Below are 17,807 nucleotides of genomic sequence, written 5' to 3'. Positions count from 1 at the left end.
GGTGGAACCTGCGCACGGTGATGACGTTCCATCAGAAAGTGGAGGAGGCGGCAGCGTTCGCGGAGAAGCTGCCCGAGACGGCCGCCGAGCTGTACGCAGGCGACGCCTCCGACGACGACCTGGCGAAGGCGGACCGGCTCCCCGCGTCGTCGATCGCCGCGGAGTTCTACGAGCTGGAGGCCGGCCGCCACGTACCCCCGGACCGCGTCTGGTCGGCATGGCTGTGCGGCGACCACCTCGTCACCGAACGCCGCGAAGTGATCCGGCAATTCGCCAACGGGATCGATGCCACGGGCCGCCGGGTGCACCGGGCGTTCCTGGCAAGCTGCCGCGTCCTCGGGGAAGGCGTCGACATCACCGGCGAACGGGGCGTGGAAGCCATCTGCTTCGCCGACACCCGCAGCTCCCAGGTCGAGATCGTACAGAACATCGGCCGCGCGCTCCGGCCCAACCGTGACGGCACCACGAAGGTCGCGCGGATCATCGTGCCGGTCTTCCTGGAGCCCGGCGAGGACCCCACCGACATGATCGCCAGTGCCTCGTTCCGCCCCCTCGTGGCCGTGCTCCAGGGCCTGCGCTCCCACGATGAGCGCCTGGTCGAGCAGCTCGCCTCCCGCGCCCTCACCCACGGACAGCGCAAGGTCCACCTCCGGCGCGACGAGGAAGGGCGGATCATCGGAGCCGGCGGTGAGGGTGACGGCGGGGACCAGGAGCAGCGCGGACTCGGCGGCGCCGCCGAGTCCGCGCTGCTCCACTTCTCCTCTCCCCGGGACGCCGCCACCATCGCCGCGTTCCTGCGCACCCGGGTGTACCGGCCGGAGTCCCTGGTATGGCTCGAGGGCTACCAGGCCCTGCTGCGCTGGCGCAGGGAGAACGAGATCACCGGCCTCTACGCCGTCCCCTACGACGTTGAGGTCCGGGTCGGCGTCACCAAGGACTTCCCCCTCGGGCGGTGGGTGCACCAGCAGAGGAAGGCACTGCGGGCCGGGGAGCTGGAGCCGCGGCGCAAGGAGTTCCTGGACGCGCCCGAGGCCGGGATGGTCTGGGAGCCCGGCGAAGAGGCGTGGGAGACCAAACTCGCCGCGCTGCGGTCCTACCGGCGGGCCACCGGGCACCTCGCCCCCCGCCAGGACGCCGTCTGGGGCGAGGGCGAGGCGATGGTGCCAGTCGGCCAACACATGGCCAACCTCCGCAGGAAGGGCGGCCTCGGGAAGAACCAGGAGCGGGCAGCAGAGCGCGCAAAGCAACTGGCCACGATCGACCCGGACTGGAACTGCCCCTGGCCACTCAACTGGCAACGCCACTACCGCATCCTCGCCGACCTGGTCGACGCCGACGGCAGTCTGCCCGATATCCAGCCGGGCGTGCTCTTCGAGGGTGACGATCTTGGCAAATGGCTCGTGCGAATGCGAGAGGCGAGCACCTGGGCGCATCTGTCCGCCGAGCAGCAGGAACGGCTGTCCCGCCTGGGCGTCAAGCCCGCCCAGGCGCCACCTGGGGCCCCGGCAGCCGGGCGTGCGACGAAGGGCCCGAGCAAGGCGCAGCAGGCGTTCCAGCGCGGCCTGAAGGCCCTCGCGCAGTGGGTTGAACGGGAAGGCGCCGACCGGCCGGTGCCAAGGGGCCACAGTGAGCAGATCACGGTCGACGGCGAGACGGAACCGGTGGTCGTGAAACTGGGCGTATGGGTCTCCAACACGAAGTCGAGGCGCGACAAACTCACCCAGGAACAGCTCGACGCCCTCGCAGCGCTGGGGGTGGAGTGGGCGTAGCCGCCCTGTCATCGGCGCTCCCCGGGCTCTCGTAGCCGACGTCGGCCGGTGCGATCAGTGGGGCCCAAGGAGCCGCACGGCAGCCCGTCGCGGCTGGCTGGCATCGGCGGCAATACGCACAGCTTGACCGGTTCTTGACTCCTGAACGGATCATTCCTCACAAAAGCTTGCCTGCGGTCACCTGATTCCAACGGGGGAGGAACCATCGTGAGCGACGGAGGAGCAAGGCAGAACAAGCGTGGACGGTTTGTCAGGCGAGGCACCGTGGGGCTGGCCGTGCTCGCCCTGGCTTCCGCGGGGCTGCTCGCCGCCGGCCCGGCGTCCGCGTCCAGCAGCGGCGCGGCTTCGCCCGCCGGCCGGCTCATGATGCCGGGCAGCGGTGCCCAGAAGAGCGCGGCACCGCAGGGCGGTGTCAGCATTCAGTCGGTGTACAACCTGCCCATCAGCGGCGGCTACGGCCAGTGGAGCGACGACCCGTCCGGTTCCACTCCAGGCGACGCGATCAAGGCGTGCGACACCTCGGCGGACGGCTGGGGCATCGAGACCTGGCTCGACTACGACCGGGACGGGTACGTGGACCGGATCGCCTCCACCCGCGGGCACAATTCCCCGTACTGTTCGCCCTGGGCCACCGGCAACCTGCCCGAGAGCATCCCGGTCGACATCGCCGTCATCCAGGTCAAGGGGACCCAGACAGGCGCCTGGGCGCAGTGGGTGGCGTACACGTGAGTGAGCACGCCGGGCACGCCTGACACACGCACGGCGGGCCTGCGCGGGCAGTTCGCCTGCGTCGTGGCGAGGCCGGGGGTGCTGCCGGGAATGCAGTAACGGGGGGCGGCGCGGCGGCCCTGTGGTCCTGACGGTGTCCGCGGACCGTGCCGGAAGGCTGTGGCAGATCGCAGAGATGTGCGCGCGGTGCGCCGCCGCGGTCCGGCTCGGCGTATGGGTCTCCAACACGAAGTCGAGGCGCGACAAACTCACGCAGGAACAGCTCGCCGCCCTCGCAGCGCTGGGGGTGGAGTGGGCGTAGCCGCCCTGTCATCGGCGCTCCCCGGACTCTCGTAGCCGACGTCGGCCGGTGCTGTCCTGGAAATGCCGGAACCGGCGGTCAAGGGTGCACAGCGTGGGAGAACTGACGCTACGGGCTGCGGGGTGCTGGCCCTGTCGGCCGGCCGCTTGGGGAGGCGGACGTGGGACAGATCGAGCAAGGGCTGGAGCGCGCGTTGCGCACCCGGCCCGTTTCCTCAAGCACCGAGGCCCGTCTGCGGTTTCTGCTGGCGACGCACCAGGGTTCCACCCGGAGGGTAGCCGCCGTGCTGGGAGTGTCACAGCGCACCATGCAGCGGTGGGTGACAAGGAAGCCCGGAGCACGGCGCCCGCCAGGCCCGCTGAAGGTCCAGGCGATCAAGGAAGCGGTCCGGGCTCGGTGGCAGCCCCGAATACGGGCCCGCCGGCGTGCCCGGGCCGAAGCGGAGGGCTTCGTCTTCCACACCCGGGCACGGTTCGGGTTCGCTGCTGCGGCAGGATCCTCGGACGATCCGCGGGTGCGGTGGATCACCCAGTACCTGCCGGGAGAGGTCGCCCGGGAGCTGTTCGCCGCCCGGGACGTCGGCGCGGGCGAGCAGCAGCAACTGGTGATCCTCGCCCGCGTGCGCTCGGGCATGCCTACTTCCGCGACGGGGGCGACGCGGTCATGGCCTGCATATCGCCTTCACTGACGTGGAGTTCGCCGACTTCTCAATCGGATGACGTCCTCGCCGCCGGGAATTCGCGAGGCAGGCGGCCGATCCCGCCGTCGAGGGCGTTCAGCCCCGAGAGGGCTTCTCGCACACGCCCAGCATTGCGTCGTACTTCTTGGCTTCCTGCTGTTCGTGCCAGTCCCACTCGACGCGGCCGGCCCGGTCGGTCCGCCTGGCGGCGGGAGGCTGCGGCGGGCGTAGCCTCGCCGTCTCCGCCAGGCGCAGCAGATGCGTACGGTCCCCGGGCGCGGCGAGCAGTGCCTGATCGTCGCCGGGTACGAGGCGGGCGAAGCAGGCCGCGGCCCGAAGGAAGACCCGCGCCCAGCCGGGTACGGGGTAGGCGGCGCAGCCGTCGGTGTAGCGGGCGCGGTCGTGCAGGGCAAGCGTGGCCGCGGCCTCGTCGTAGTCGCGAAGGCGTGCGGTGGCGAGCTGCTGGAAGGAGGCGCCAGTGAAGAGCGCGGCTGCCAGGGCTGCGGCCAGGCGGGGGTGAGCGGTCGAGTCGGCCAGGCGGCGGGCAACTTCCCGGGCAGTGTGCGCGGTGAGAGATGCGGGCTGTGACCGGTGTCGCCAGGCGATCGGCGGCGGCGTGCACGGGGCGGCGCAGGGAGTAGGGCTGTCGTAGGAAACGAGGCGGTCCAGAGCGGGCAGGGTGAGCCATCGGCTGGCCGGCCGGGCCGGTTGGTCTGCAGGCAGGGGTTCGGCGGCAGGCGTGCCGTAGTAGTGGCGGCGGGCGGCCTGGAAGTCGGTGGTGATGGTGTGGTCGGCCGTCTGCAGGGCCTGGTGCAGGGCGGCGGGCAGGCGGGGGCGGTGACAGACCAGGGTCAGGTGGATCCCGGTGAGTGTGCGCAATTGCAGGAGGCGCATCGCACGGCGGGCGGTGAGACGGTGCGCGCGCAGCACGCTCAGCCGAGTGACGGGAAGGGCAGTGATCCAGGCGGTGGCGGCTTCCCAGACAGGCTGACGACCGCCGGGGAAGCGGCCGGGGAGCAGGGACGGTCTGCCCAGAGCGGCGAGAAGGTCGCGGGCGAGACCGGTCTCGCTGGTGGTGCCCGGGCCGGGGCGCAGGGTGATCCGGCCGGACAGTGAGCGTTCTCAGCGTTGCCTCTCCAGGGTGAGGACTGCTTTGGCGATGACCGTCATGCGGTTCGGGCTGCAGCGGCTTCGGCGGAAGATCCGCCAGGACTTCAGCCGGGCGACGCCTCGTTCGACGGGAGCGCGGGCGTGGGCGAGTGCGCGGTTCAGCGTCCGTTCGGTTGGCGTGAGTTCGCCCTTGGGCGGGCGTCGGATGGCGGTGGTGACCCAGGAGCCGGCGCCGATGTAGGCGCGGTCGGCGACGATCGGGATGCCCTGGCGTTCGCAGGTCCGGATGATGCGGTGGGTGCGGGCTGTGGTCAGGTCGTGAGTTCGGCCCGGCAGGGCTGGCGAGATCCACAGCAGCCGGCCTTCGGAGTCAGTGAGCTTCTTCAGCGTTGCCTCTCCAGGGTGAGGACTGCTTTGACGATTGACGTCAGGCGGTTCGGACTGCAGCGGGCTCTGCGGAAGATGCGCCAGGACTTCAGTCGCGCGACGCTTCGTCCGACGGGTGCTCGTGCCGCTGCCAGGGCCCGGTTGATCGTCCGCTGGGTCGGGTTGAGGTCCTGGTGCGGAAGTCGTCTGATCGGTGTGGTCACCCATGGGCCGGCGCCGATGTAGGCGCAGTCGGCGACGATCGGGCACGCCTTGGCGTTCGCAGATCCGGATGATGCGGTGGGTGCGTGCTGCGGTCAGGTCGTGGGTACGGCCCGGCAGGGCGGGCGAGATCCACAGCAGGTCGCCCGCAGGACCGGTGATGACCTGCACGTTCACGCCGTGGCGGCGGTGCTTGTGGGAGAAGTCGGCCCGGCTGTCGCCGACCCCGTCGCACTCGGCGAGCGTTCCGTCGAGCAGGACGTGATCGGGATCGGCTTCCCGCAGGACCCGCAGCAGTCCGGGCACCCGGCGGGCGAGGTGGTCGACGACGGCGGTGACGTAGGCGTGGGCGGTGGACTCGCTGATCCCGAACCCAGCAGCGATTTTTGCCAGGGTGATGTGTTCGCGCAGGTACACCAGTGCCACCATCGCGCGCTGGGACGGGCGGAGCTTGCAGCGACGGTCCCCCTCACGGGTGACGATAAGCATGGTGACCCACTCGACCAGAGCGTGAGGCAGGTCGAGTGAGGCAGGACAGGGAACCAACGAGGCCCCTGCGCTGATGAGTTGAGACGCCGAACACCTCTCTCAACGGCACAGGAGCCTCGTGCGTTGCGGGACACCGACCAGTCACCCGATCAGCGGCCACTCTGAAAGAGCTCAATGACCCCACGCCCCTAAACCGCCACCGACCAGCATCAACACACCCCACGCCCGCTGTCTCTCACCCCACTGCCCCGAAATCGAGAAATCGCAGCTGTACGCGGCGGCCCGCGCCGGTCTGCCGACGCTGGCCGACGTCGGTTACACCGGCGCCGGCAAGGGCATCCACACCCCCTTCCGCCCGCACCCCGACATCGCCTCCCCGCTCGCGCCGGACACCCGCGCCCACAACCGGCTCCTACGCGACATCCGAGCCCTGGGCGAACGGGCCGCCGCCGAGCTCAAGCAGCGCTGGCGCGCGCTGCAGCACCTCACGCTCAGCCCCAGCCGGATCGGCCGCATCGCCCAGGCCGCACTCGCCCTCAACAACTCATGGAAGTGACAACCGCTGAGAAAACGCCACTGAGGGGAATTTGAGCTTCACAACCGCCAAGATCAGCCATTCCAATTCTCCGACTCGTCCGGTTTGACCGTGCAGAAAAGCCTTTCGGTGGACGGTTGGCGACTGTTGCCCGGATTGCCCCATGAGGCATTTCCGGTCACTCTCTGAAATGGTCTGTTGGCCCCCTCATCAGCCCTGGTTACAGTCCATCTCGCCTCCAGGAAGCTGTGGAGGCGCGGGCACTCCCGACGCACACGGTTTCCAGGCCATGAGGTGCGCCGGGCGCGGTGCCCGCACCGACCAGCGGAAGGACATGCTAGTGAAGTTCGGAGTCGCCCGCACCAGTACGGTCACTGCGTGCGCGATACTCGCTCTCAGCGCCGGCACACAGCACGCCGTCGCCTTGACGGCGAGTGACGACCTGCCGACCGACGAAATGCTGATCGGCGTCGAGATCGAGGGAGAGGAACTCGAGGAGGACCTGCCCATCCCGGACGAACCCGAGGACCTGGTCGTGCCCGAGCCTGACCTGCCCGAGAAAGAACCGAACGACTCGACCCTGGGACTCCAGTGCAAGCCCGGCTGGTTCTTCAAGATCACCCAGAACAAGAAGAACACCATGTCCGTCAAGTACAAGACCTTCGTCGATAACGCATCGAACAGTCCCATTGACTTCAAGTTCGTTTCCAAGAAGTCCGGGACGACAGAAGTCGGAGGGTCGGTCTCCATCAGCAGCGAGGTAAAGGTCGCGGTTTTCGGCTCGATCAAGGCGGAAATCAACGCCAGCGCCAAGAAGAGCTGGACCTCGGAAATCGGCGTCGAGACCTACGGCAAGGTTCCGGCGAAGACCATCAGGTACGGCGACTACGGAATCTTGAAGGAGAACGTCTACGGCTACAAGTACTACCGCGGCAGCGCCTGTCAAAAGTCCGACAAGAAGTACATGACCGTCTGGGCCCCCTATCGCGAAGGCTGGCGTGTCAGCTAGCCCACCGCGCCCGGCCCTGACAGGAGAGCTGGGCACCCCGCCTTCATCACTGGAGACCTCGTTGCGCCGCTACACACTCATCGTCGCCGCCGTGGCGGCATCGTTCCTCCTCGGCGGCTGCTCCGGTGAGCCCGGGGCGAAGGGTCCGGATCCCGCCGGTCCGACGGCTTCGCCGGACCGGCCCTCAAGGACACCCGGGACACCGACCCCCGGCCTGGACCTGCCCGGGAACGCTCGGGTCCTGGTGCCCGAGACCACCGGTGACACCGACCGGGACCTGCCCGCGTTCACGCCGGAGGCAGGCGTCTACACCATCTACGCGCGGTGTGAGGGCAGGGGCAAGGTGTCGATCGTGAGACGGGACAGCAGCAAGCCGCACCCGGTCGCGTGCAACGATGTCCTCACCGTGGGCCTCGTCTACGTGGAGAAGAAGGTGCAACACATCCGGATCAAGGTGGCCGATGGGGCCGCCGCCTGGAACGTCGCGGTGGTCTCCGGGAACCATCAGTCCTGAAACCCGGCGTACCGGTGGCCCTGCCGGGCGGGCACCGCGGACGGCCGGGCCGGTGGGCGGCCACCGGCCCGGTCGCGTCGTACCCGTCCTGCCCCTGACGCGCAGGTCCACGTACGGCCGGTCGACGGCGTCGACCACGACCAGGTCGTGACCGAAAGCCGGAGCAGTCGCCGCATGAACCGTTCCGGGTTCGGTAGGGACTCGATCGTTGAGAGGATCGAGTCATGGCACGTCCTTCTCCCTACCCGCTTGAGCTGTGCCGTCGTGCGGTGCGCATGGTCGCCGAGGTGCGGCCCGACTACGACACCGAGTGGGCCGCGATGAAAGCGGTCGCCCAGAAGCTGGGCATCGGCACGACCGAGACCCTGCGCAGTGGGTACGGCAGGACCAGATCGACGTCGGCACCCGGCCGGGCACCACGACGAAGGAATCCGCCGAGCTGAAACGGCTGAAGAAGGAGAACGCCGAGCTGAAGCGGGCGAACGAGGTCCTCAAAGCCGCGGCGTCTTTCTTCGCGGCCGAGCTCGACCGGCCACACACACGCTCGTCGCCTTCATCGACGAGCACCGGAACCGCTTCGGCGGCGTCGAGCCGGTCTGCCGGGTCCTCACCGACCACGACTGCAAGATCGCCCCGTCCATGTACTACGCCCACCCCAAGCGCCAGGCCATGCCGGCTGCCCGCACCGTCCGCGACCGCGAGCTAAAGCCCCTGATCCAGGATGCGTACGAGGCCAACTACCGTGTCTACGGCGCCCGGAAGATCTGGCGACTCCTGAACCACCAGGGTGTCGCGGTGGCCCGTTGCACCGTCGAACGTCTCATGCGCGAGCTCGGCATCACCGGCGCGGCTGGCTGTCCAACGTTGCCTTCACCACTCCCGAGCGCCTCGTCCACCGCATCCGGCGAGGACTGCGACACATCCAGTACCGCAGCGATCTCATCGACGGCTGCCTGGCCGAGACCGGCCTGACCATCAGACCCGGATGAAGCCTTGCGACACCACGAGTTCAACCTCAGTAACCGTCATCGTCGTTCTGTATCAACCGGGCTCGGAGCAGCGATCGGCATCGGCGTGGTCGTTGTCGCCCTGCTCAACGGGCTGATGAGCAGGTAGCCTTCGGCCATCCACCCATGCGGATACGCGAGCGAGCCCGGACCGCATCGGTCCGGGCTCGCGGGCTGTTCGGGGCGCGGCTGCTACAGGTCGAACTCAATGTGCTCGATGTCGGTGAAGCGGACCTCTTCCAGAGACCCGGCGCGGCGGCCGCCGTCCTGGAAGTACACCTCCTTGAGCCCTTCGGCGGTGATCTCCTTCAGCCGCTGGTCGCTGGCGCCGGCCTGCTGGGCGTCGAAGAGGCGGGCGGCGTACTGCGGCGGCAGCGCGACGGTCAGATGCCGGGTCCGGGCGTCGTCGGTGGAGCCGACCGGCGCGGTGTAACCGATCCGGGCGCGGGTGTCGATGACGATGCCGCCGGTGGTCGCCGCCTTCTGCCGGGCCTTGGCCCGGATCTGCGGCTGCCACCGCTTCTTCACCTCGCGTTCCAGGCGCGCGGCGAGCTCCGGGCGGGGCTTTTTGATCTGGTCCTTCACGTACCGCTCGACGGTGCGCTGGGAGATGCGCAGCATCTGGGCAACCGCCTTCGTGCCCTTGAGCTGCTTGACCAGGTACCGCATCTGTGCGGGCGCGCTCTTGGGTGCGGGGCGGGTGAACGCTTTTTGCACCGCGGCGTCCAGGCCGTCCCCGAACAGGCTCATCGTGGCCTCCTCCTACTCTCCGTTGTCGATGTCGGTGACGGTGCCGTCCTTGATGTACCGGGCGAGGTTGAGTTCCGGCGCGTTGAACCGCTCGCGGACCTCCTCGCCCCACAGGACGGTCTGAGTGCCCTCGTGCTTGACCAGGCCCGGGTTGATGCCGAGCTTGAAGCCGCCGGGCAGCGGCTTGCCCTGCCGATAGGGCAGGAAGTCCAGCGGGCTCTCGCCGCCTGCCGCGTAGACGACGCAGTCGGACAGGATCGCGACGGGGTACTGGCCGGTGAATGCCGCGTGCTTGACGATCTTGCGGTGCAGGTTGATGCGGGTGCGAGAGATGACGGCCGCCCGGATGTCCGGCCGCCAGGTGGGCCGGGACAGGGCCCGCCACGGCTCGCCCGGCCGCCAGCCCTCGCCGCGCGGGCGCTCGCGCAGCTTGCCCAGGCCGCCCTTGACCGTTGCCTTGATCGCCGAGACGACGATCGCCAGGTCCGGGTCGCGGTCCTTGTAGCCGTCCATCGCCGCGAGGAAGTCCTCCGGTGACAGGTCGGCGTCGACGCCGAGGTCGGCCATCGTGGCGAGGTAGGCGTCGCGCAGCCGCTGGTACCAGGCGTCCAGGTAGCGGCCGTTGTCGTACCGGACCCACGCCTCGAGCGGGCGCACCTCGTAGCCGAGCTCCGCCGCGTAGGCGACGGTGGGTGTCGCGTACCAGGCCGGCCCTTCCGGGCGCTCGCCCTTCGGCGTGAACGGGGAGGGCAGCAGACTGCCGTCCAGCTCCACCCACTCCTTGCCGACCTTCACCTTCGACAGGTCGACGTGGGACAGGTCCACCAGCCACGAACCGGGCAGCTTCGGGTCGAACCCGGGGGTCTTGACGTGCGTCGCCTCACCGAGGCCGACGTTCAGACCGTTCGCGCCGGCGGCGAAGGCCATGTTCACGTCGATGCCGACCAGGTACCGCAGCGTGCACTCGGCATCCGTCATCGGCCGCGCCCAGTCGTACGCCTCCTCGAACAGCTTCTCCGCCGGGCCGCGGACGTGGAAGCGGGGCAGGCCCTTGAGGACCGGGTGGCCGTCGGGGACCTCGCACGGCGGCCAGTTCATCGGGTCGATGGCGTCCTTCCCCAGCGAGCCGGGGTTGTGCTCCGAGGTGCGCTTGCCGTTCCCGTCGGGCGCGGTGGCGCGGGTCGGCGGGTGCAGCGCGGTCATCAGCTCCAGACCGGTCACGGCCGTGGAGCCGCGCGGCGTCATCACCCGCGAGGCGTAGACGCCCAGGACGCGTGCGAGCTCGGCCGGCGGGAGCTGCCCGGCCTCGCCCCAGTGCCTGGTGTCCAGCGCGCGCCAGGACGGGATGCACAGCTGCACGCAGGCCCGCTCCGAACCGGTCGCCGGGCGGTAGATCCGCGCCCACGGGCCGAAGCCGCGCTTGGTCAGCTTCCACTCCGTCCGTGCGAGCTGCTTGATGACCTTGTGGCCCTCCGGGATCCGCCCGGCGAGCCGTTCCTCCTCCGTGAGCGTGACGGGCAGGCCGTAGCGCTCCAGCGCGGACGGAGTGAGGACGATCAGCGGATCGGCGTCCTTGCCCGGCCCGGACAGCTTCGGCGCCCCGAGCTTCGCCTCGCGCAGCGTCCAGTCCACCAGGGCCGGGATGCTCTTGGCGGGCACGTCCAGGACCAGGCCGCCGGTGCAGTACGCCAGCACCTTGCCGTCCTCGGCGTCGACGACCGCCAGCGGACCGTTCTCGAACCGCGGATCGGCGGAGCCTGCCGGGGTGCCGGCCGGGGCCGCCTTCTTCACACCCGGGCGACGCGACGTCGACGACGGCTCGGTGGTGCGCGCCGGACGGGCCGCGGCAGCCGGAGCAGCGGCGACAGGGGCAGGGGTCTGGATGTTCTCGGTTGCAGTCATGACCGCGGCCCCGGACGCCTGGCCGGTGGACGGAGTCCGCGCTTTCGCCGGGGCCGTCTCCTGCGTCTCAGGACGGCGCGACCTGGCGGGGCGAAGGGACTCGACCATGTCGCCGATCAGAGCGTCCGGAACCTCCGTCATTTCACCTGCCGAGTCGGACGCGCGGGTGAACGCGGCGGACACCGGGGCAGCCGGCTTCTCCGGCGTCGCGGGTGCGGGGTAGAGCTCCGCGAGCTGCCGCAGCAGCCGCGCGTACGCCTCACGCTCGGGGCCGCGTGGATCGGTCGGCTTCTTCGTCGACTCCCAGGCGGACACCGTGGCCCGGCGCACCTTCAGCGCACCGGCGACTTCGTCCAACGTCAGACCGTGCGCGACCCGCAGCCGCTTGCGCTCCTGAGCCGGCGGCAGCGGCGAGCGGGACGCGACCAACGCGTCGACCGCGTCGAACAGCTCGGACATGAAACACCTCCTGATCCGCACCCTACCCCAGCAACCGCACCCATAGCGTACATCTACCGTACAAAAAGCGTATGAATGGCGTTCGGGAGGGCCGGGGTTCTCCTGGCCAGGGGAGGGCCGGAAAACACCGCACCGCACCAGGTCATCCCGGGGAGATACGGGCGGTCGCATGCTCGGGGCGATCAGGGGACCATGTGGGGGGAGGGGAAGGACGCGTTCGGCGACGCCATGAAGGAACTGGAGGCGATACGACAGCACCTCGTACGCCTCGTACGCCTCGATCGCCTCGACGATCCGACGGTGGGGCTGACCGCACTGCACAGCGAGGTCACCCGGAGTCGCCTGGAAATCCTTGAGAAGATCGAGGGAGCGGCTTTGTTCACGGGTAGCGACAGCAGTTGTTCACGGGTCCGGGAGGCACCCCGATCCGCGGTCGGGTGATGTTACCGAGGCCGCGACGAAGGGCTACCGCATCCGTTACACGCTCGCCACCAAGCTCGTGAACGAACTGGTCGAGGCGGCTGACGAGAAGCAGCTGAACAAGACCATCGCCCGATATGACCGCGTCGGCCTTCTCCGCATCGACGAGCTCGGCCGTGCGCCACGAGGCGCTGATGGATCTCGCGGAACGAGAGGCCCGCCGCCGGTCCTCACAGGGGCCGGTTGAAGCTGGAGGCAGGCTGAGCCCCGGGTTGGGGGTGAGGCCGGAAGCAGCCTCGACAACGTAGGGGCGGACCGACACCACCAGACGGTTCGTGCCCGCAAGCGAAGACGGAATGGGTGCAAGGAGACTGAACCAGTGGTTGACGTCCCGTGAGTCGCCAGCGGCCTGCCGAACCTGGTGGATGGGCCGCTTTGCAGGGCTGGAGAGTGCTCTGTCCGACGGCCTCTCCTCTCCCGCCGCCTTTGTCCCATGGGTTTCGGGAGGCCCGGACCAAGACTGCGATGTGCGGTCCGTGGCGATTGAACCATTCAAGATCACTAACTGCTGTCCAAAGTGCTGACGCATCGCTGCTGCTTCAAGCGAACGAAGCCGACCGGCTTTGTTCGCGGGAACGAGAGCCATTCGTCGACGGCTTCCGGAGTCGCCGCGCGCCTCGGCGTCATGATCGATGCCGATGGCTTCGAAGATCACCCGAAGGTCGCTTTCACCCTGTTCGTTCCGGCGAGACCTCTCGGCCGGATCGCGTCCGCCGGGTCCGGTCAGTCGAGCACACGCAGCACCAGCCGCACGGCCCCCGTGACTCCTCGCCAGATCCAACCGAACAGCCCTGCCGCAGCAGCGACGTCAGCGGCGTCTGCAGCAGCGCCCGTCCAGTCCGCCCCGGAGCGGCACCGGGAACAGAAACGGGGCCAACTGCGCTTTCGCGCACCGCACTTCTTGCACATCGCCATGATCCGATTCTCTCCCACCACTGCCCCCCTCCCCCGTCACCTCCTGAATGCGGCCGACCGCGCGACTCCCAGCCCGGCCCACCGACGTCAGCGCACGGGAGCCCCAGCGGATGACGTGTCCGGAGGAACCCGCTGCTGCGAGCACCCCGGCAAGCAGCCCCGCCTGGATGCCGCTCGAGCAGTACGCCGAGACGGTGCCGAAGGCCACCTGTTCCGCGTGCCGGTGCTTCACCGACGAGGACGACCGGCCGCGTCAGCTGCACTCCGTCTACTCCCCCGATCATCCCTGGCAGCTGGTGGGCGGAACGGTGGATGCGGGGGGAGCGGCCCTGGGAGACGGCCGTGTGCGAGTGCCGGGAGGAGGCCGGCCTGGCCCCGCCCGGGTCGCCCCGGCTCCTGGCGGCCGTGTACGGACTGCCCGGCGCCCAGTGGCCCTACAGCACGATCGGGCTGGTCCTCTACGGCGTCCGGCTCACCGCGGCGCAGATCCGCGGCATCACCCTGAATCCACAGGAACACGACGAGGTCCGTGTCCTGCCCCTGGCCGGGTGGAAGGCGCTGATGCCGCCCCGCGACTTCGCGCGCCTGAACGAGGTGGCGAAGGCCCACCGTGTCGGTGAGGCCGCGTACTTCGGCACCTGGGACTGGGAGAACGAATGAGCAGCGGCATCGTGTCGGTGTCCGGCCGGAAGGTGGCCGCGGTCGCCCTTCGGGAGCGCGACGAACCGCCGACAACTGATCGCTGCACAGGTGAGGGCTGCCAGCGCGGCATACAACAAGGTCGAGCGACTCCAGGCCGCAGTGCCGTCAGACGACACAGCACATTCAGAACCCGTCCCGTGACGACCGATGACGAGGCGCGTCCGGTGCTGTCCGCAGCGGTGGGTTCCTGGCCCGGTGAGCACAGTGATTGCGCACCCCTCAGGCTCGGTTCGTGTGGTCCCGGCTGAGGGGAGGCCACGGAGGATGTCCAGCGCTCGCATGGGGGTGAGAAGGCGGGCGGGTGATTACGGCGTAATCACCCGCGTCGCAGGAGTGTGGCAGCGCAGGGAGAGGGCGCGCGTGAGACCGGCAGTGACAGCCGGGGCAGGATCCGTCCTGCGGCGATCGGCCCTGCCGCGCACCACTGACGTCGGACAGGTCGGCTGTGCCGGTCACATGCGCTCGGGTGAGCCGGACGGGCTGTTCGCTGCGGCACCCCGTGAAGCGGGGGGAGTCCGTCACCGTGCGCTCGCGCACCAGCGGGCCGGGGAGGCGCGAACCACTGAGGCCGTTCCGTGGAAGCCGCCTCCAGGCGGGGCTCCTGCTGGAAGGCGCGGTCCGTCATGGCAGGCGATGGGACACATCGCTGACGGAGCGGCCCGGTTCTCCCGCGGTTGCCGCACCGCATGACCGTAGGACGGGGACGCGCCCAGGCGCTGGTTCGCACTCGCCGAGCGGCAGACGGACCACCACGTCCGCGCGCGGCCACATCGGGGTCTGACACAGCCGGCGGGGGAGTGTCCCACGGTGACGGTTCTTCCCGTGGACTGTGGGGGAAGGCCTCCCACCGGATGCGGCGGCCCCTGAACAGCCGGGCGGGACGATCCGCACGGATCCTCTGACGGCGGAGACGGGCGTGCGGCGTAGTGCGGCAGCACCCGGGCTCGTGGCCGGGCTCGTGGCCGGGCGCCGTGCGGAGAACCTGTCCGGGCTTTCCCCGCCTGTCGGCGCCGCACCCTCGCCGCCGGTGATTACGCCGTAATCACGCAGGCGGTCACCGACACACATCAACTTGGCCTAACTAACGTGTCGATGTCGTCCTTGATCATGGACGTTAGTATGGTGTCCCACATGAGTTCGCCAGCCGCCTCCAGCGACCGCGAGAAGGTCGTCTCCAAACTGCCGGGATGGCTCCGGCAGAACCTCAAAGTCAGAGCCGCTCAACACGGCATCGAGATCCAGGCCGCCGTCGAACAGGGCATCAGCGCCTGGTGCGATCTGGCCTCCGCCACTGCGCCGATCGACACCGCCGGCGCCGACTCCTTCGCCACCTTCCTGCCTCCCGGCCAGTGGGAAGAGTTCCGGAAGACCGCCGCCGACCGGCGCGTCTCACTCATCCAGGGACTCGCCCAGTCCGTCCAGTTGTGGCTCGACACCCATCCGGCCCCGGACATCGAGCGGCCTTCCATCACCCGCCGGATCATCGTCTGCAACCAGAAGGGCGGAGTCGGCAAGACCGCCATCACCGCAGGCCTGGGCGAGGCGCTGGCGGAAGACCCCAACGTCCTGCACCCCGTCCGCGTGGCCAAAGCCCTCACCCAGGCATTGCGCGCCAGCGAGGCCCACCCCGAGGGAGCCGAGCCGGGAGACGACCCGCTCGACATCGAGAGCCTTCCCGGCCTCGGACTGCGGGTACTCCTCGTCGACTTCGACCCGCAGTGCCACCTCACCAACCAGCTCGGCGCCGCGCCCCTGCCCATGAACGGTGACAGCCTCACCAACCACATGGCAGGAGACCCGAAGGGTGACCTGAGGGACCTCGTCGTCTCCGTCGACGACGACACCTTCAACGGCCGGCTCCACCTGCTGCCCGCCTGCAACGACGCATTCCTGCTCGACGTGCGGCTCTCCGCCGTGCGCGCCCGGGAAGCCGCACTCGAGCGGGCCCTCGCCCCGCTCGAAGCTGATTACGACGTAATCATCGTCGACTGCCCGCCCAGCCTCGGCCTCAGCATGGACGCCGCCGCCTATTACGGCCGCCGTCGTGACGGAGAGAACCCCGGGCAGTCCGGCGCCCTGATCGTCGTCCAGGCGGAAGACAGCTCCGCCGACGCGTACGAGCTCCTCACCACGCAGATCGACGACCTGCGCAGCGACCTCCAGGTCGACATCGACTACCTCGGCATCGTCGTCAACCTGTACGACTCCCGTCGCGGCTACATCGCCACCTCGTCCCTCCAGGGATGGGTGGACATAAAGGATCCACGAGTCGTCGGGCTCGTCGGAGACCTCAAGGAACAGAAGGAAGCCGTCCGCGTGAAAAAGCCCCTGCTGTCCTACGCCCCCAAATCACAGCAGGCAGTCGGGATGCGCGCACTCGCCAGGGAGGTCTTGTGAGCAAGGCCGATCAGCTCGGTTCCGGCCGGTTCGGTGGAGTGGTACGTCCCATCAGCGCACGCCGTCAAGCCGTCGCCGCCGCGACCGGCGTGCCCACCGAAGGCGTCGCCCCGCCCACAGAGCTCCCTGTCGACCGCATCAGCCTCAACCCGGACAACCCCCGCTCCACCCTCGGAGACCTCACCGACCTCGCCGGCAGCCTGAGGACCCACGGCCAGAAACAAGCGATCACGGTCATGAACCGCGACGCCTACGTCAAAGCCAACCCCGACCGTGAGGCCGACCTCGAACCCGACACCACCCACGTCGTCATCGACGGCAGCAGCCGTCTCGCCGCCGCACGCGAAGCCGCGCTCCACACCGTCAAGGTGATGGTCAGCGACGACCAGGGCAGCACCTCCGAAGAACTCCTCGAGTCCGCCCTCGTCGCCAACATCCACCGCCAGAACCTCGAAGAGCTCGACGAAGCCCGCGCTCTCCAACGACTCCTGGCCATCCACGGAAGCCAAAGGGCCCTCGCCAAGCGCCTCCACCGCTCCCAGGGCTGGGTGTCCCAGCGTCTCGCCCTGCTCAACCTCACCCCTGAGCTGCAAGCGCGCATCGGAGAGGAACCCATCGACCTGCTGCGCGCCGTCGGCAACAAACCAGCGGACCGACAAGAAGCGGCTCTGCAGGAACTGAAGGCGGAAAGAGCGCGCAGGGAGGAGGTGCGCACCCCCGCGGAGCGCGGGACGCAGCCGGTGACCGGCACGCTCACAAGCTCCAGGGACAGCGACGCCGGTGATTACGGCGTAATCACCGACCCCGTGGGCGACGGCGGATCACGCGGACACGAAGCGGCGAACCCACCGCGGACGCCGAAGAAGTCAGCCGCCACAGAGCGACAGACGATTCCCACGCCGACGGTCACGGAGCACGAGGCGCCCGCCGCTGAAGCGGGGAAGGCCATGCCGTCCGTTCCCGTGCAGGCCGCCACTGCTGCGACGGCGGCTGATGCGGGAGAGCAGCCGAAGCGGTTCCCCTACGAGGACGGTGTCTACGCGGCACAGCACCTCATCCACAAGATGCCGCCCGAGGAGCTCAACAAGATGCTGGACCTGCTCGTCAAGCACAGGGACAGCCAGGCTGCCCACACCGGCTGAACCCGTCACAGCCGACGACCGGCCTGACCGAGTAGCCGACACACCACGGGGTCGGCCCCGCTTCCGAGGGGCCGACCCCGTCCGTTTCCCACCTCGGTCAGGGCCCGGCGAGGACAGCGCGAAGACCGTCCAGGGCCGACACGGGGGACGCCGGCGAGGTCGAGCGGCCCGCTCATGGCCAGGGACGTACCCGCCCGACCGCCGGACGGGTCAGCAGACCGAAAGGGGCGTCCCGAGGTCGTCGCTCGAGTGCGGCGCGGACCGGACAACGGACTCCTGGCGTTCTCGCACGGCCCGTCCGGAACGGTCCACCCCACCGTCCGGCCCGGA

The 17,807-nt window shown here is 69.4% G+C and carries 14 protein-coding genes and 4 pseudogenes; 13 read left to right on the top strand and 5 right to left on the bottom strand.

The annotated features are described in order from the left end of the window. The 4 genes from ACWH4W_RS32245 to tpg (ACWH4W_RS32230) all read left to right on the top strand — a co-directional run. Nucleotides 1-1,769, top strand: a 1,769-nt coding sequence (locus tag ACWH4W_RS32245; RefSeq protein ID WP_473079403.1) for a helicase associated domain-containing protein, incomplete at its 5' end; no start/stop codon positions are given. 264 nt (nucleotides 1,770-2,033) lie between these two features. Continuing rightward, nucleotides 2,034-2,498 (top strand): hypothetical protein, encoded by a 465-nt coding sequence (locus tag ACWH4W_RS32240; protein WP_473077374.1) that lies wholly within the window; start codon nucleotides 2,034-2,036, stop codon nucleotides 2,496-2,498. A gap of 133 nt (nucleotides 2,499-2,631) precedes the next feature. Next, complete coding sequence (locus ACWH4W_RS32235; RefSeq protein WP_473077567.1) at nucleotides 2,632-2,799, top strand: helicase associated domain-containing protein; 168 nt, start codon at nucleotides 2,632-2,634, stop codon at nucleotides 2,797-2,799. A gap of 160 nt (nucleotides 2,800-2,959) precedes the next feature. Then, nucleotides 2,960-3,487 carry a telomere-protecting terminal protein Tpg gene (gene tpg, locus ACWH4W_RS32230; protein ID WP_473077373.1) on the top strand — a complete coding sequence of 176 codons (528 nt, stop codon included), beginning with the start codon at nucleotides 2,960-2,962 and terminating at the stop codon, nucleotides 3,485-3,487. 87 nt (nucleotides 3,488-3,574) lie between these two features. On the opposite strand, the gene ACWH4W_RS32225 is transcribed toward tpg (ACWH4W_RS32230), so the two are convergent. From ACWH4W_RS32225 to ACWH4W_RS32215, 3 genes and pseudogenes are all read right to left on the bottom strand, one after another. Next, on the bottom strand, nucleotides 3,575-4,408 hold the full coding sequence (locus ACWH4W_RS32225; protein ID WP_473077372.1) for a hypothetical protein: 834 nt from the start codon (nucleotides 4,406-4,408) through the stop codon (nucleotides 3,575-3,577). Nucleotides 4,409-4,600: 192 nt separating this feature from the next. Beyond that, nucleotides 4,601-4,966: pseudogene (locus ACWH4W_RS32220) on the bottom strand (transposase family protein); the annotation flags it as partial. Nucleotides 4,967-4,971: 5 nt separating this feature from the next. Beyond that, nucleotides 4,972-5,722, bottom strand: a pseudogene (locus ACWH4W_RS32215) (transposase). Nucleotides 5,723-5,873: 151 nt separating this feature from the next. On the opposite strand from ACWH4W_RS32215, the gene ACWH4W_RS32210 reads away from it, so the two are divergent. From ACWH4W_RS32210 to ACWH4W_RS32195, 4 genes and pseudogenes are all read left to right on the top strand, one after another. After that, the gene (locus ACWH4W_RS32210; protein WP_473079413.1) at nucleotides 5,874-6,221 is read left to right on the top strand and encodes a transposase family protein; all 348 of its coding nucleotides are present in this window, start codon (nucleotides 5,874-5,876) and stop codon (nucleotides 6,219-6,221) included. A 319-nt stretch (nucleotides 6,222-6,540) separates the two neighbouring features. Next, the gene (locus ACWH4W_RS32205) at nucleotides 6,541-7,209 is read left to right on the top strand and encodes a hypothetical protein (protein ID WP_473079402.1); all 669 of its coding nucleotides are present in this window, start codon (nucleotides 6,541-6,543) and stop codon (nucleotides 7,207-7,209) included. Between the two features lie 244 nt (nucleotides 7,210-7,453). Next, nucleotides 7,454-7,723: a hypothetical protein gene (locus ACWH4W_RS32200; RefSeq protein WP_473079401.1), complete on the top strand. Its 270-nt coding sequence runs from the start codon at nucleotides 7,454-7,456 to the stop codon at nucleotides 7,721-7,723. 224 nt (nucleotides 7,724-7,947) lie between these two features. Continuing rightward, nucleotides 7,948-8,569, top strand: a pseudogene (locus tag ACWH4W_RS32195) (IS3 family transposase); the annotation flags it as partial. 353 nt (nucleotides 8,570-8,922) lie between these two features. Here the strand turns inward: ACWH4W_RS32195 and tpg (ACWH4W_RS32190) are convergent. Together tpg (ACWH4W_RS32190) and tap are read right to left on the bottom strand one after the other, a co-directional pair. Next, complete coding sequence (tpg, locus tag ACWH4W_RS32190) at nucleotides 8,923-9,480, bottom strand: telomere-protecting terminal protein Tpg (protein WP_473079400.1); 558 nt, start codon at nucleotides 9,478-9,480, stop codon at nucleotides 8,923-8,925. Between the two features lie 12 nt (nucleotides 9,481-9,492). Then, the gene (gene tap, locus ACWH4W_RS32185) at nucleotides 9,493-11,841 is read right to left on the bottom strand and encodes a telomere-associated protein Tap (RefSeq protein ID WP_473079399.1); all 2,349 of its coding nucleotides are present in this window, start codon (nucleotides 11,839-11,841) and stop codon (nucleotides 9,493-9,495) included. A gap of 75 nt (nucleotides 11,842-11,916) precedes the next feature. Here tap and ACWH4W_RS32180 point away from each other — a divergent pair, with 75 nt between their 5' ends. The 5 genes and pseudogenes from ACWH4W_RS32180 to ACWH4W_RS32160 all read left to right on the top strand — a co-directional run bounded on the left by ACWH4W_RS32180 (nucleotide 11,917) and on the right by ACWH4W_RS32160 (nucleotide 17,477). After that, on the top strand, nucleotides 11,917-12,282 hold the full coding sequence (locus tag ACWH4W_RS32180) for a hypothetical protein (protein WP_473079414.1): 366 nt from the start codon (nucleotides 11,917-11,919) through the stop codon (nucleotides 12,280-12,282). A 4-nt stretch (nucleotides 12,283-12,286) separates the two neighbouring features. After that, nucleotides 12,287-12,436, top strand: a pseudogene (locus ACWH4W_RS32175) (ATP-binding protein); the annotation flags it as partial. Between the two features lie 1,112 nt (nucleotides 12,437-13,548). Beyond that, on the top strand, nucleotides 13,549-13,896 hold the full coding sequence (locus ACWH4W_RS32170) for an NUDIX hydrolase (protein ID WP_473079398.1): 348 nt from the start codon (nucleotides 13,549-13,551) through the stop codon (nucleotides 13,894-13,896). Nucleotides 13,897-15,069: 1,173 nt separating this feature from the next. Further along, the gene (locus ACWH4W_RS32165; RefSeq protein WP_473079397.1) at nucleotides 15,070-16,335 is read left to right on the top strand and encodes a ParA family protein; all 1,266 of its coding nucleotides are present in this window, start codon (nucleotides 15,070-15,072) and stop codon (nucleotides 16,333-16,335) included. Next, nucleotides 16,332-17,477: a ParB/RepB/Spo0J family partition protein gene (locus ACWH4W_RS32160; RefSeq protein WP_473079396.1), complete on the top strand. Its 1,146-nt coding sequence runs from the start codon at nucleotides 16,332-16,334 to the stop codon at nucleotides 17,475-17,477. The genes ACWH4W_RS32165 and ACWH4W_RS32160 overlap by 4 nt, the downstream gene beginning before the upstream one ends. Nucleotides 17,478-17,807: the final 330 nt, after the last annotated feature.

It is taken from the genome of Streptomyces sp. DSM 120436, from assembly GCF_055778765.1.
The sequence above is the reverse complement of the archived record's forward strand: the minus strand, read 5'-3'. Positions and strand labels throughout refer to the sequence as shown.

What these genes read in the sequence shown, in the direction of transcription:
- tpg (WP_473079400.1), bottom strand. Translation starts at nt 9,480, where the DNA reads ATGAGCCTGTTCGGGGACGGCCTGGACGCCGCGGTGCAAAAAGCGTTC.
- tap (WP_473079399.1), bottom strand. Translation starts at nt 11,841, where the DNA reads ATGTCCGAGCTGTTCGACGCGGTCGACGCGTTGGTCGCGTCCCGCTCG.
- ACWH4W_RS32180 (WP_473079414.1), top strand. Translation starts at nt 11,917, where the DNA reads ATGGCGTTCGGGAGGGCCGGGGTTCTCCTGGCCAGGGGAGGGCCGGAA.
- ACWH4W_RS32170 (WP_473079398.1), top strand. Translation starts at nt 13,549, where the DNA reads ATGCGGGGGGAGCGGCCCTGGGAGACGGCCGTGTGCGAGTGCCGGGAG.
- ACWH4W_RS32165 (WP_473079397.1), top strand. Translation starts at nt 15,070, where the DNA reads ATGAGTTCGCCAGCCGCCTCCAGCGACCGCGAGAAGGTCGTCTCCAAA.